This is a genomic window from Nostoc sp., from assembly GCF_036917415.1.
In the GTDB taxonomy this organism is placed as follows: Bacteria; Cyanobacteriota; Cyanobacteriia; order Cyanobacteriales; family Nostocaceae; genus Nostoc.
In genome coordinates this window covers 89,165-102,220 of record NZ_JBALDJ010000079.1, presented here as the reverse complement: position 1 = coordinate 102,220, position 13,056 = coordinate 89,165, and the positions used below count along the sequence as shown (strand labels likewise).

Here is a 13,056-nt window from a genome sequence, read left to right as displayed (position 1 = left end):
CTACGCTCAAGACAGAAAACAAAAGCGTAAGGTTATAGCCTCAGACCCTAGAACGCCAACTTGCGGCTTATACATTCAAACCTCTTATCAACAGCAAATCGCCTTTCCTCTCAAGCACACTGAAGTGCAAGCCAAACATCTTGCGGCTGAAAGTCATCTAAAGCATTGATAATCCCTTCACTACTACCCTAGAAGCTTTTTACATCTAATCCCGACTCGATGAAGTTGCTGTAGATGATATGCTGATTGGCATGGCGATCGCTCCCAATTTAGCAACCTCCGCAAATGCTTACGAGTACGGTTCTACTGACAGTGTTGTTTAGGTAATTTATTTTTTCTTTGAAAACCCTTGCTTACCCAGCCAAAAAAAGCTATCTCTGAATGCAAGTTGGTATCATTGTGCAGAGCTACCCTAATTTGGTAGCGATCGAGTTACGATCTTGTCACACCCTTTTTTGATTTGAGAAGTTCTATTCCAGAATTTTCTGGTTAAAATAGTATATCTGTTCTACTCAAACTCCCAGAGCAACACTCCTTAAAACCATATATTTAGAGGCATTAGAGGCAGGAATGGCTATCAACACAGATACTTCAGGCAAGCAAAAAGCGCTGACTATGGTGCTTAACCAGATTGAGCGCAGCTTTGGTAAAGGAGCAATCATGCGCTTGGGCGATGCCACCCGGATGCGGGTGGAGACGATTTCCAGTGGGGCGCTCACCCTAGATTTAGCATTGGGTGGTGGTTTACCCAAGGGGCGGGTAATAGAAATTTATGGGCCGGAAAGTTCCGGTAAGACTACAGTAGCGCTACATGCGCTCGCCGAAGTGCAAAGAAATGGTGGTATTGCTGCCTTTGTTGATGCTGAACACGCCCTAGACCCTACTTATGCTGCGGCCTTGGGTGTAGATATTGATAATTTGCTGATTTCCCAACCTGACACTGGCGAATCAGCTTTGGAAATTGTCGATCAGCTCGTTCGTTCTGCTGCGGTTGATATTGTAGTCATAGACTCAGTAGCAGCGTTGGTTCCCCGTGCTGAAATTGAAGGCGATATGGGTGATGCTCACGTTGGTTTGCAAGCGCGGTTAATGAGCCAAGCTCTACGTAAAATTACTGGGAATATTGGTAAATCTGGTTGTACAGTAATTTTCATCAACCAGTTGCGGCAAAAAATCGGTGTTACTTACGGTAGCCCAGAAACCACAACTGGTGGTAATGCATTAAAGTTTTACGCTTCGGTGCGCTTGGATATTCGCCGGATTCAAACCTTGAAAAAAGGTACAGAAGAATTTGGTAATCGCGTTAAAGTCAAAGTTGCCAAAAATAAAGTAGCGCCGCCTTTTAGAATAGCGGAATTTGACATTATTTTTGGTAAAGGTATTTCTACCTTGGGTTGTGTTGTTGACTTAGCAGAAGAAACTGGCATTATTGTCCGCAAAGGAGCTTGGTATAGTTACAATGGCGATAATATCTCCCAAGGACGAGATAACGCCATTAAGTATCTAGAAGAAAAGCCTGAATTTGCTGAAGAAATTAAGAAACTGGTGCGTGAAAAGCTTGATAAAGGCGCTGTTGTTTCTGCTAACTCCGTAGCTAAAGCTAGTGACGAAGATGAAGAGGAAGAAGTAGATTTAGAGCCAGAAGAATAAAGAATGTGGACTTATTAATCTGCAATTGCTAATAGATGGTGCGTTACAAAGACATAACGCACCTTATTTTTTCCAAAAATCGAGATTCAGGCATTGTAAAATATAAGCCTAAATCCAGACAGTGAATAGATTTGGACTGATAAACACATCCTAGTTTATATTTTAGCGATTTTAGCGATCGCACTGGGTTGTCACAGATGTTCAAAGACTAGGAATATAGTACTTGAAGCAGAATCTCTCCAAAAATTGCCTTCCCTACTAAAAGCAGAGAAGGAGGAAAAAATACTGAATCAGGGTTTCAGCCTAAAGTTGACACTAATGACCAGCTATATGGTAATATTTCATAGCATTATCCTAAAAAACTTTGCCTAGAATCAAAGAGTAGCCAACCCATGAGTTTAGCTGTAATTAAGTTCTCTTCAGAAGAGTGCGGCATTTGCCACAAAATGTCTTTTTATGACAAAAAGGTGGCTGAAGAACTGGGTTTAGAATTTATTGATGTAAAAATGCAAGATACGACTGCTTATCGCAAGTATCGCAAGATTTTATTGACTCAATATCCCGATAAATCAGAAATGGGATGGCCTACTTACATCATCTGCAATTCTCCAGAGGGGGAATTTCAGATTGTTGGTGAGGTAAAAGGAGGTCATCCCAAAGGGGAGTTTAGAAGTCGTCTGCAAGAAGTTTTGAATTCTACAGCTAATCAGAACTAATTACCTCAAAAGACTTGACCTCCAGCACAGGGCCAATCATGGCAGTAGTCATGATATCTTCACGTACCTGTCCTTTAACTTTTGCTTTTTGTCCAGCTTTGAGTAAGTCTTTGTCAGCCCCTCTGAGGATTTCGTAAGTAACACCCTCTTCTGTGACTAACGCCCATGCGCCTGTGCCAATATCACGGCGTTCGATTGTACCTGTAAGTGTAATGCTCATAAACAGTGCTGAGGGAGTGAGGGAGTTAGGAATGAAAAAGTTAGGAATGAGGAGTTATATTTATGTCCCATTCCCGATTTGGACTTTGGACAAATTCGCGCTTGCTTCCAACGACTTGTTAGGCGTGTCTTATGATTTACGAAGTCCTACGGCTTAAGATTAAGCGAGGCTTTGCCTGTCTCCGGGTCGAAAGGCACTGATTGGTGCTCATGCACAATCATCCACTTGCCGTTAATCTCACGCAAGCAAACAGTCGCCCGCACCCACATTTCGACTTTCCCTCCATCTGTCAGCGTTCCACTAACACAATAGAGGTAATGGCAGAAAGCCACCGTTTCGCCCGTCGTGATGTTCAGGTCTCGAATCTGATAGCCGATTGAGCCTTGAAACGAAGAAACCCACTTCTGGGCGCGTTCTTTGACCGTATCTGCTCCGATATATTGCAGTGGATTGATGATATCAAACGACAGAATATCAGGTGCGTGATTGGACAAAAGCGCATTGATGTCCTTGTCGTGGACTGCTTTGATGCGCTCCTCGATTATCGTGCGAATTTGGGCTTCATCATTTGATTTACCATTTTCAGTTGTCATATCACTTTTCTTTGTTCAGTTGTTATCCCACTTTCCGCACTTCATTTTGTAATATACGAAGAGCGCCAAAGATAGCGATGCCTGGGTTGGGCTGCGCCGACGCTATCTAACCACAACCATAGCCCAGACACTAACGATCATCAGTATTAATACTTTTGTCCAAAGTCCAATTCCGATTTATGCTATCTTTTCTTCGTTTTTCAATGCTAAACGAGCCAATCCATAACAGATTAGGGCATTAGCAATGAGAAAGAGGCGTGCTAAGTTACCACTTCCTAATCCCCAAACTGTCGGCTCGAAAAACGCACTTATAGTTAGGCTTGCTGCTACACCTAAAGTTGAACCAATGGCGAACCATTTCCAACTAGGATGTCCCAGCAGCAATGCCATCAACACAATGGGAATCAGTACACTGGCAAATAGAGGATTTAATGCATCAGTTCCCTGGAGGGTATTTCCTAATTCGGGAATTGAACTGCCCAAAACCCGAAAAGGCCATTGGGGAAGATCAAAAATATAGATTCCCTTGAGGAAGAATAACCCAGAACTGCCGGCAATTAGTCCACTGGATAAAGACCAACTCCAAGTGAAGGGGAAGTAAACGCGTAAAAACCAAGCCAGCAGATAGGAACCAACTACCATTAAAACCTTGGGTAACAGTGCTACCGCACCACCATCAATCCAAAAGCCGGGGTTAAGATAGCCGTTATCCCGTAACCACCGAAAGAAATCTGGGAAACTGATTTGCCCGCTAAAGGCTAGTTTGACCGCTGCTTCTGCATTGAGCTGTCCAGCGCCATAATAGTTCAAACCATCATCCTGAATAACTCGTGCGGACTGCTTGAGGACTTTTAAAACTTCATCTGGTTCTTGGATGCCAGCAGCTTTGATTAATGCTGCAACACCAGCAACGTGGGGAGAAGCCATGCTTGTACCCTGAAAACCCAGAAATACGCCTTCGCCCTTTTCATCGATGGTTTCTTGGAGAATCTTACCAGCTTCACTACCACCAGGAGCAGATATATCTACCCCGGCACCAAAGTTAGAATAGGGCGCTTTTTCGCCATCTGGACCAATTGCCGAAACGCCGATGACATAGGGATAGCGGGCTGGATAGCTTGCTCCATTGGTGTTTTCATTACCGGCTGCGGCAACAATAACTACACCTTTTCTATGGGCATACTCGATCGCATCTTTCATCAACTTGCTTTCACCGCCACCACCCAAGCTCATATTAATCACATCTGCGCCTTTATCAGCAGCAAATTTAATCGCTTCGGCAATATCGGCAACGGTACCACCGCCATAAGAACTGAGTACCTTCAACGGCATCAGACTGGCTTCGTAGGCAATTCCAGCGACGCCATATTTGTTATTTGTGGCTTGAGCAATAGTTCCAGCAACATGGGTACCGTGACCATTATCGTCTGTGGCTTCTTCTCGGTCGTTAACAAAATCATAGCCCTTGACGAATTTTGTCTCATACAAGTCGCGAACCTTGGTAATTCCAGTGTCAATCACTGCGACTGTAATGCCACTGCCTTTGGTTTGACTCCATGCGCCTTCAACACCGATTTTGTGCAAGTTCCACTGCTTGCTGTAATATTGGTCATTAGGGCCAGTTAATGAAGGACTTGCTTCTTCATCTTCTTGGGGTCGCAAAAATTCTCCTAGCCAAGCGATTTTACCTGGTTGTGGAATCTTGCTGTAGATATAGTTTGGTTCAATGAATTCTGTCGCTTGGGCAAACTGAGATTTTTTCAGTTCTTGGAGCCGTTGGCGATCGCCCTTGATAATATACACATTATCTTTTTTGGAAAACTTGTTGTCTAATTGGGGTGTAACGTTGTATTGTTTGGCGATCGCTTGCAAATCCTGTTCCACTACAAGTGATGGAATATCTTCCCGAAAATCAAGCAAAATCGTCTCAAACTCTCCTTTAGCTGCCAATCCCTGGAAATTCAGGAAACCAAATATGGCAGATCCCAGCCCAATGACAAACAAGCACAATAATATAAGTTTTCTCATATTAACTCATCACCGCTTTTTGCCAGTTTGCTCACTACCATAACTTATTTGCATCACTTGTTGGTAGATTTTGCACTTTTAGTTACAAGTTTTATTCAGGAATCAGGATTTTTTTAACGATGGAACGTGGTCTTTTGTGGTTGCCTCTGTTAGGAATGTTTTTCTGGTTAGCTTGGCAAGGCTCGAAGGAGTATCAAAAAGTCGAAGCTTATCGCGTCTGGGCAGAGCAATTTGAACGGGCTAAGTATGATATTTATGCTGTATTGGGTCAAAAAGGCAATAATATAACTTGGGGAAAACCCACGCCTCAAGGGCCGATTAAACTAGAAACATTCTCCTTGCTTGATATCAAACAAATCCAGCTTTTAGTAGATGAAAAATCAGTAGATGTAAACAATCCACCTGAAAGAGGTCGTTCTATAGAATTAGAATTTCTATTTTATGAATCTACTAACTCAGTGCGGGTTCCGTTTACAGAAGTCCCTTTGGCAGCAGAATGGGGTAAGTTTTTGCAGGGACTATTACAAAACTTGCGATCGCAACCACAGCAGTAGTTATATTAAAACTATAAGTTCCAAATAAGACGGCTATTTCTGGTCAAAAAGTTAGATTGCTAGTAGTAATATTATTCATGGGCAACGACGTTTTTATTAGAAAGATGTTTTTTGGAATGGCTTTTACTTGACTACCATTTATTCAACATCTCTATAAATTAAATATACGTTATCCAAAACCCTTGTGGAGACATAGCCGTGCTACATCTCTACATTCTTTTTCACCAGATGTTATGCCCCTATGGGTGTGGTCTATCTAATTGAAAGCCGCCTTAAAACTCGATTCATGTTTGGATTACACTTGCATTCAGTTGACCCGACCCAGCTATGCTTGAATGATGAAATCAGAGGCAGTAAGAGAGGGCGCACCAGTAAGTTGTGCAAATTGACCACCACTGCCGAAACCAGCAGCGCTACCATTTTGATTGTAAAATAACTGCCCAGTCATACGGTCGTAAACAATTACAGCATTGCTAAGTGCCCCTAAACTGGTGATTTGAAAATCACTGGCGTTACTAAAACCCGTTCCCACATCAGAAGTAATAGCACTAAAGGTAGTCTGATCGAGGACAATCTTATCACCTTGAGAGTGATTGAAGTCAGCGATAGTATCAATACCCACAACAGCACTATTAAAGATAGAATTGGTGTCGTAGAGGAAAGAGTCAGCACCGACACCACCCACAAGAGTATCGTTGCCCTGTCCACCAATCAGAAGATCGTTGCCAGTACCACCCCGCAGCAAGTCGTCACCACCGCTGCCATTGATAGTATCATTACCCCCTTGACCATTAATCACATCGTTGGAATTGTAAAAACCGCTAATGTTATTGTTCAAGTCATTGAGGAACGTGACGCAGTTTGCGGTGGAAATATACGTTTGAGTGGAGTTGGCACTAATCACATCAAAGCTTTTGGTAACACTGTCTTCTCCGTCAAAGATGATATTGCCAATGGCAGGTCTTGTTGTCGATGCGGCTAAGTTCTCTAGGTTTTCTAACTTAAAGTTTTGCAGAGTGACTTTGGTATTACCCACATTTTCAAAGGTAACTTCTAAATTATTGCCATTTTGAGTTAATTGCAGATTTCTTGCAGTCAATTCAGTCCCAATAAATTGCAAGGTATCTACTTTGGCAATTACGGCAGCCGAAGGGTTTGAGTTAGTACCTACACCACCAAAGTCGGTGATGCTGTACTTGCCATCGCCTCGTTGGATAGTAAAGGTGTCATTGGAGTTAGTACCATTGAGAACTTGGGTTTCCGGGGCAGGAGCGGGTCTAGCTGTGCCACTGATGGCAAAGTTAAAGGGGCTTTCATCAATATCGTTGTTGTTTAAACTGAAGCTGCCACTATAAGTACCAGCTGTAGTGGGGTTGAGTGCCACCGATATGGTAGTAGAAGCATTAACAGCCACACTCGTTGGAAGAGTTCCAACCAAACTAAATCCGTCGGGAAGTTTAAGATTACTCAGCTTGAGTGCGCCTGTACCGATGTTCTTGATGGTAAAGGTTTTGGTTAAGGTGTCACCAACTGTCGTTTGACCAAAGTTAATGGCGGTGGTGTTGCCATCTGTAATGTCAACATTGTCATTGAGAACTTGAATTTCCGGGGTATAAACTGTGCCACTAATGGCAAAGTCAAAGCGGCTTTCATTAATGTCGTTGTTGTTTAAACTGAGGCTGCCACTATAGAGGCCGGGTGCAGTGGGATTGAGTGCCACGGATATGGTGGTGGAAGCATTAACAGCCACACTCGTTGGAAGAGTTCCAACCAAACTAAATCCGTCAGGAAGTTTAAGATTACTCAGCTTGAGTACAGCTATACCGGTGTTCTTGATGGTAAAGGTTTTAGTCAAGGGTTCACCAACAAGAGTCTCGCCAAAGTTAATGGCGGTGTTGCCATCTATAATGTCAATATTGCCATTGAGAACTTGAATTTCTGGGGTTTTGGTAGAGTTGCGGGGAGCTTCGTATGCACCAATATCAATGACTGTACTGCCATTACCATCACCATCCTGAGGAGTCCTCTTAGTGATGCTATTGAAGGCATTGGAACCACCATCGATCGCAACACTTCCAGGTTTGAGTGCAAAATTCCCATTGTCTGCATCAACAAATTGAGGATCTTGACCCAAAAGATTTTGTAACCCTGTAGCGTTTAAATCATCTGAAGCTTGGAATAGGTTCGAGTTATAAACAAGATTGCGATCGAAAATTACATTTGTGTCATACTTAACTCTATTAGCATTTTGATTGTCGCTTGCATATAAAATATTGTTGTAGACACGTACATTTTCCGAGTAAGTAACACCAATCTCTCCAGATTCTGGAAGAACCTGGGCATTCTTGTAAGCCGTGTTATTGATAACATCAACATTGGTGGCTTTGAAAACATTAATGCCTGCACCTCCATTGTTGTAAGTAATGTTATTTGCAATTAATGCCTTACCTGTATAAGCCACATTATCTTTGCTGGTATTGGTGGTATCAAGCATAATCCCATGTCCCTCAGTGATTTTGTCAGTGCCTCCATTTTTCCACGGAATTAAACTTTGGTTATCGTAGACAATGTTGTCTCGAAAAATCATTCTGTAGTCAGTGGTATTGTTATCAAAATTAAAACTGTTGAGGGAGGTTATTCCCTGATTGCCGTGAGGTGAATACCAAGCGTTTCCAGACACAATGTTTTTCTCAACAGTTATATAGTCTGAATTACTGAATGCTATGCCTCCACCTGGAAAGTCATGGATTGTGTTACCAGTAATGACAATATGATGAGGATTAGTACCAGTTATTACACCAGCGTCGTTTTTCGATGCATTAACAGCAATTCCATTACTATTGGTCAAGGGATTATTAAGGTTATTCTTCTCTTGCAAGGCATATTCGAGAGTGACGTTTTCCCGATTGCCTTTTATATCAAGTCCTTCAATCCGTACATAGGATGAACTCAATATATTAATGCCACTTCCCGTTGTTGTTATCGTCGGCGTAGCCCCTGGATAAGCTTTTATTGTTGTCCAGTTATCTGGTGAGCCATTCAAGTTTAAAAGCGTAACCCCTTTCATTTGATAATTTCCATTCATGACATAGAGCGTGTCGCCTGCTTTCATCTCATACACGGCTCTACCCAAGCTGAGAAATGCAGATTTTTCGTCTAAGCCATTATTTTTATCACTACCTGTTGCAGAAACGTAATATGTATTGCCAGCCATTTGTTTACTCCGAATATATGTAGGGGAAATTGGTAGTACAATCTCAGCAACTTTCTTCAGTTGCTAAGTAGTTATTTGAACGAGTCATTTATCTACACTGTTAAAAACAGTCACAGTTGTCCGATCGCGACTTAAAATTGCATCGATTGTAGAAACGCTGTTGTAAACCTGAAAAATTTTTTTCCTGTCAACCGTTGACAGTTAAACTAGGAATATCAATACCGTCAATCATCAGAGTTTTGTTGAGAGTAATTGGACGATTAACGCATAGATGCTTCTACTCCAGACTTGTCATCAGATATCCTCTTAGGAAGACTGGATAAAGTTGAATTGAATCGTGTCTTCATCTTTAGCAGCTGCATGGGCGTAGCCCATCGTAGACATCGCTGCTCTTTGCAAACCAGCTTTAACATCTGCTTTTTTCAATAAAACGATCGTATTTGGCATAGTAATTCCTCTGGACTTTATACGTTGTTTTAGGTCAGGAGGTTGCCAAATCTGCATGGTAAAATTCACCCTTGGCTGATAATTTGGGATTTAAAGTTAAAGCGATCGAAGTTAAATTGGTTGAAACTTTAGTTAGGTTGACCCTTTAACTTAAGGGGACTAATGTAACAACTTAGTTGAACCTGTTTTAAGCGGTGTAACTGAGCGTTGTGAACTTAATTAAAACTAACCTTTACAAATAGCACTTGATATCAGTGAATGCCCGGAATATGGTAAATTTTTTTACAACAAAAGCAAAAAAACTATGGAAGTGTCTAGTGGAGTCAGTCGTTGAAATCGGGCAAGAGGGAAGAGGATTTTAGCCTAGTTCATCAATCTTTGAGATAGTTTGGTTTGATGACACCAACTTACTTAATCTTTATATAGCAAAGTGCTGAGTGCTGAGTGCTGTTAGCGGAAGCGGGGCGTTTAGCCCGTGCTGAGTAAAAACCCAGTTGCTTTAAAGCTTTGAGCAATCAACACTGTCCTAACCTATGTGGCTACGGCTATAATATGAACACTGAAATAAACTCCAGAATACCTGTTGCTTTAACCATTGCTGGTTCAGATAGCGGTGGCGGTGCAGGAATTCAAGCTGATTTACGTACCTTTGCTTTTCACTGTGTCCACGGTACTAGTGCTATAACCTGCGTCACGGCGCAAAACACTCTAGGAGTGAAGAGGGTTGATGCTATGCCAACAGAGGCTGTTGTGGCGCAAATTCAGGCAGTAGTTGAGGATATTGGCGTACAAGCTGCCAAAACAGGAATGTTGCTCAATCAGGAAATTATCTTTGCTGTTGCCCAGCAAGTGGAAGCTTTACAAATCAATAATTTAGTAGTCGATCCAGTAATGGTGTCACGTACGGGAGCACAATTGATTGATGATGATGCTGTAAAGACTCTGTGCCATGCCCTGATTCCCAAAGCGGTTATGATTACGCCCAATCGCTATGAAGCCCAAATTTTGAGCGGTTTACAAATTAATTCTTTAGAGGATATGCAAGCCGCTGCTGAAATTATTCACAAGACTTTAAAGACGAAGGTTGTTTTAGTTAAAGGCGGAGGTATGCAGGGAGATTTGCGTGGCGTTGATATCTGGTTTGATGGGGACAAGTTGGAAGTTTTGACTTGCCAGCAAGTAGAGACAAAAAATACCCACGGTACTGGTTGTACACTATCGGCTGCGATCGCTGCTAATCTAGCTAAAGGAAAAGATTTGTGGCAGGCAGTGCAACAGGCAAAGGAATATGTGACTACCGCACTCACTTACGCCCTAGATATTGGCGAAGGGCAAGGCCCTGTGGGACACTTCTTCCCATTGTGGGGACTAGGGACTAGATACTAGGGATTAGGGATTGGAGACTGGGCATTGGGGATGGGGACTAGAGAAAAGTTTTCTCAGTACTTCATCCCCAATGCCCAAATAAAAAATCTTTGCCCTTTCGGTATTTTTCTATTATTCTTGGGCATAGTTTCAGGGATGACTATCTCTGTTAGCATCTCTGTACGATCTAATTACTTTGATTTTTAATACCAAGCCCCCAATGCGAACAACCATAGGTTCTGTTCACAGGAATTCGCCAACACCGACTACTCAAGCCTACCCTCCCTCTGTACCACTATCTGTATACAGGGAATTGTCAACAGAGTTACAAGCAGTACAGGCGAGGCTAAATGCACTCACCATTCAAAATCAGCAACTAGCACAAGAAAATCAACTATTACGTCAAGAAATTACCAAAGTCGTTGAGTCTTTTTCTCGTTTGCAAAATTTTGTGGACTCCCATACTACACCTAGTTATCACCAAGCTAACCAAGCTTCTGGTGACGTTAAAAATGCTGCCAAACAGCCAGTAACACAAGCACGTCCACCTCAGCAGGTTTCTCGTTCGCGTCCATCGGTTGTGCCCAAAACACCATGTGAAAAAAGCCGCCGCCAAGACTTTTCTACACCTGTAATGGAAATGAATTTCCCGATACCAGAACCAGTTTTTATAGAAGAGCAACAAGTAAGTTATTATTCCACTACTGAGCCAGATGTCAAAGAACTCAATGGCTGGTGGTTAATTATTACTATCTTGTTAATCATGCTGACTGCCTTTAGTGCTGGGTATTTCGTTGTGCGTCCCTTGTTTGAACATCAGAAACGTTAGTTGACATTCCCACACTCAGCAGCAGTAGCAGACTTTCGGGCTACCGTGCAATTTGTCTGCAATCGCTCTCTAAATATCCGAACAAATCTGCTAAATCGCAGAAACGATCTATTTTTAGGTAATAAAAGCTACATAAAATGCTAAATTGACAACAACTTCTTTATGTTAGAACCTCAAAGATTATCCAATTAATAAATCCTTGCCGCTTCTCATGTCATAAAACCTCAAGTAAAGCACTTATACTTTAAAAAAGTTGTAATTATTACATATTTTTTAGGAAAAGCACTGCTAGTTACAGCTTCAGACAGCGGATCTGGTTAGATATATAAACGAAGCTAGTAGAAGTCAGGAGTCAAGAAGATGAAAAAAGTAGAAGCTATTATCCGCCCATTTAAGCTAGATGAGGTGAAAATTGCCTTAGTTAACGCTGGTATTGTTGGCATGACTGTTTCTGAAGTCCGGGGGTTCGGACGGCAGAAAGGTCAAACTGAACGGTATCGTGGTTCTGAGTACACCGTTGAGTTTCTCCAAAAACTCAAAGTGGAAATCGTAGTTGACGACAATCAGGTTGATATGGTGGTAGACAAAATTATTGCTGCTGCCCGCACTGGTGAAATCGGCGATGGTAAAATTTTCATCTCGCCTGTTGAGCAAGTGATTCGGATTCGCACCGGCGAAAAGAACACAGAAGCAGTTTAAAAAAGTTATGAGTCGTGAGTCAGGACTAATGAATGAAGATTTAGCAGAATTCATAAATCCTAACTCTTGTACAGACGCGATTAATCGCGTCTCTCCTAACTCTTGTACAGACGCGATTAATCGCGTCTCTCCTAATTCTTAACTCTCTCTAGTTGCGGAAGTAAAGCTGTAAAAGCCTTGCCTCGATGGCTAATTGACCTCTTCAGTTCCCGTGTCATCTCCGCAAAAGTCAATTGCAACTCTTGCACATAAAAAATTGGGTCGTAGCCGAAACCACTATTACCACGAGGTGCGTGGAGAATTTCGCCGCGACAAATACCTTCAGATTGTAATACGATCGCACCATCAGGACGAGCGATCGCTACTGCACAAACAAATTGAGCTTGCCGATTTATCTCGTTGCCTAATTCTCTCAATACCCTAGCAATGCGTTCTGAGTCGGTTTTGGCGTAACGTGCAGAATACACCCCTGGTGCGCCATTTAAGGCATCTACTTGTAAACCAGAATCATCCGCAATTGCCCAGTTTCCTGTAGCTTTAGCAATTTGTGATGCTTTCAGACAAGCATTAGCGGCAAAAGTTTCACCCGTCTCTTCAATTTCCAACTCTTCAGGCTTGAGGGTTAATTCCCAACCAGAATTTTCCAGGTAAGCTTGCATTTCCCGTAACTTACCAGGATTTCCTGTGGCTACTACAAGTAATTTAGTCATTTGTCATTGGTCATTAGTCATTTGTCATTGG

Annotated in this window: 13 protein-coding genes; 7 read left to right on the top strand and 6 right to left on the bottom strand. The window is 42.2% G+C overall.

The features are described 5' to 3' along the window. Nucleotides 1-570: 570 nt before the first annotated feature. Both recA and V7K41_RS17010 read left to right on the top strand, forming a co-directional pair. The gene (gene recA / locus V7K41_RS17015) at nucleotides 571-1,650 is read left to right on the top strand and encodes a recombinase RecA (protein ID WP_334849947.1); all 1,080 of its coding nucleotides are present in this window, start codon (nucleotides 571-573) and stop codon (nucleotides 1,648-1,650) included. Nucleotides 1,651-2,042: 392 nt separating this feature from the next. Continuing rightward, entirely contained in the window at nucleotides 2,043-2,366 is a 324-nt protein-coding gene (locus tag V7K41_RS17010) for a thioredoxin family protein (RefSeq protein WP_094327275.1), read from the top strand. On the opposite strand, the gene V7K41_RS17005 is transcribed toward V7K41_RS17010, so the two are convergent. From V7K41_RS17005 to V7K41_RS16995, 3 genes are all read right to left on the bottom strand, one after another. Beyond that, a complete protein-coding gene (locus V7K41_RS17005) occupies nucleotides 2,353-2,586 on the bottom strand; it encodes a hypothetical protein (protein ID WP_334849945.1) in 234 nt (77 codons plus the stop codon). The genes V7K41_RS17010 and V7K41_RS17005 overlap by 14 nt on opposite strands. Nucleotides 2,587-2,732: 146 nt before the next feature. Further along, the gene (locus tag V7K41_RS17000) at nucleotides 2,733-3,179 is read right to left on the bottom strand and encodes a YybH family protein (RefSeq protein ID WP_334849943.1); all 447 of its coding nucleotides are present in this window, start codon (nucleotides 3,177-3,179) and stop codon (nucleotides 2,733-2,735) included. Nucleotides 3,180-3,356: 177 nt separating this feature from the next. Beyond that, complete coding sequence (locus V7K41_RS16995; protein ID WP_334849941.1) at nucleotides 3,357-5,207, bottom strand: S8 family peptidase; 1,851 nt, start codon at nucleotides 5,205-5,207, stop codon at nucleotides 3,357-3,359. Between the two features lie 119 nt (nucleotides 5,208-5,326). Between V7K41_RS16995 and V7K41_RS16990 the strand changes: the two genes are divergently transcribed. Beyond that, nucleotides 5,327-5,761 (top strand): hypothetical protein, encoded by a 435-nt coding sequence (locus V7K41_RS16990; protein ID WP_334849940.1) that lies wholly within the window; start codon nucleotides 5,327-5,329, stop codon nucleotides 5,759-5,761. 325 nt (nucleotides 5,762-6,086) lie between these two features. Here the strand turns inward: V7K41_RS16990 and V7K41_RS16985 are convergent, their stop codons facing one another. Together V7K41_RS16985 and V7K41_RS16980 are read right to left on the bottom strand one after the other, a co-directional pair. Beyond that, entirely contained in the window at nucleotides 6,087-8,975 is a 2,889-nt protein-coding gene (locus V7K41_RS16985; protein WP_334849938.1) for a choice-of-anchor D domain-containing protein, read from the bottom strand. Nucleotides 8,976-9,281: 306 nt separating this feature from the next. Continuing rightward, the gene (locus tag V7K41_RS16980) at nucleotides 9,282-9,479 is read right to left on the bottom strand and encodes a hypothetical protein (RefSeq protein WP_334849936.1); all 198 of its coding nucleotides are present in this window, start codon (nucleotides 9,477-9,479) and stop codon (nucleotides 9,282-9,284) included. 495 nt (nucleotides 9,480-9,974) lie between these two features. On the opposite strand from V7K41_RS16980, the gene thiD reads away from it, so the two are divergent. The 4 genes from thiD to V7K41_RS16960 all read left to right on the top strand — a co-directional run bounded on the left by thiD (nucleotide 9,975) and on the right by V7K41_RS16960 (nucleotide 12,457). Beyond that, nucleotides 9,975-10,808: a bifunctional hydroxymethylpyrimidine kinase/phosphomethylpyrimidine kinase gene (thiD, locus tag V7K41_RS16975; protein WP_334849934.1), complete on the top strand. Its 834-nt coding sequence runs from the start codon at nucleotides 9,975-9,977 to the stop codon at nucleotides 10,806-10,808. Between the two features lie 199 nt (nucleotides 10,809-11,007). Next, nucleotides 11,008-11,616 carry a hypothetical protein gene (locus V7K41_RS16970; RefSeq protein ID WP_334849932.1) on the top strand — a complete coding sequence of 203 codons (609 nt, stop codon included), beginning with the start codon at nucleotides 11,008-11,010 and terminating at the stop codon, nucleotides 11,614-11,616. Nucleotides 11,617-11,976: 360 nt separating this feature from the next. After that, on the top strand, nucleotides 11,977-12,315 hold the full coding sequence (locus V7K41_RS16965) for a P-II family nitrogen regulator (RefSeq protein ID WP_012410794.1): 339 nt from the start codon (nucleotides 11,977-11,979) through the stop codon (nucleotides 12,313-12,315). 7 nt (nucleotides 12,316-12,322) lie between these two features. Further along, on the top strand, nucleotides 12,323-12,457 hold the full coding sequence (locus V7K41_RS16960; protein WP_334849930.1) for a hypothetical protein: 135 nt from the start codon (nucleotides 12,323-12,325) through the stop codon (nucleotides 12,455-12,457). Here the strand turns inward: V7K41_RS16960 and rdgB are convergent. After that, entirely contained in the window at nucleotides 12,447-13,025 is a 579-nt protein-coding gene (gene rdgB / locus V7K41_RS16955; RefSeq protein WP_334849928.1) for an RdgB/HAM1 family non-canonical purine NTP pyrophosphatase, read from the bottom strand. The genes V7K41_RS16960 and rdgB overlap by 11 nt on opposite strands. Between the last annotated feature and the right edge of the window lie 31 nt (nucleotides 13,026-13,056).

Coding starts and splice junctions, on each gene's coding strand:
- recA (WP_334849947.1), top strand. CDS start 571: ATGGCTATCAACACAGATACTTCAGGCAAGCAAAAAGCGCTGACTATG.
- V7K41_RS17010 (WP_094327275.1), top strand. CDS start 2,043: ATGAGTTTAGCTGTAATTAAGTTCTCTTCAGAAGAGTGCGGCATTTGC.
- V7K41_RS17005 (WP_334849945.1), bottom strand. CDS start 2,586: ATGAGCATTACACTTACAGGTACAATCGAACGCCGTGATATTGGCACA.
- V7K41_RS17000 (WP_334849943.1), bottom strand. CDS start 3,179: ATGACAACTGAAAATGGTAAATCAAATGATGAAGCCCAAATTCGCACG.
- V7K41_RS16995 (WP_334849941.1), bottom strand. CDS start 5,207: ATGAGAAAACTTATATTATTGTGCTTGTTTGTCATTGGGCTGGGATCT.
- V7K41_RS16990 (WP_334849940.1), top strand. CDS start 5,327: ATGGAACGTGGTCTTTTGTGGTTGCCTCTGTTAGGAATGTTTTTCTGG.
- V7K41_RS16985 (WP_334849938.1), bottom strand. CDS start 8,975: ATGGCTGGCAATACATATTACGTTTCTGCAACAGGTAGTGATAAAAAT.
- V7K41_RS16980 (WP_334849936.1), bottom strand. CDS start 9,479: ATGCAGATTTGGCAACCTCCTGACCTAAAACAACGTATAAAGTCCAGA.
- thiD (WP_334849934.1), top strand. CDS start 9,975: ATGAACACTGAAATAAACTCCAGAATACCTGTTGCTTTAACCATTGCT.
- V7K41_RS16970 (WP_334849932.1), top strand. CDS start 11,008: ATGCGAACAACCATAGGTTCTGTTCACAGGAATTCGCCAACACCGACT.
- V7K41_RS16965 (WP_012410794.1), top strand. CDS start 11,977: ATGAAAAAAGTAGAAGCTATTATCCGCCCATTTAAGCTAGATGAGGTG.
- V7K41_RS16960 (WP_334849930.1), top strand. CDS start 12,323: ATGAGTCGTGAGTCAGGACTAATGAATGAAGATTTAGCAGAATTCATA.
- rdgB (WP_334849928.1), bottom strand. CDS start 13,025: ATGACTAAATTACTTGTAGTAGCCACAGGAAATCCTGGTAAGTTACGG.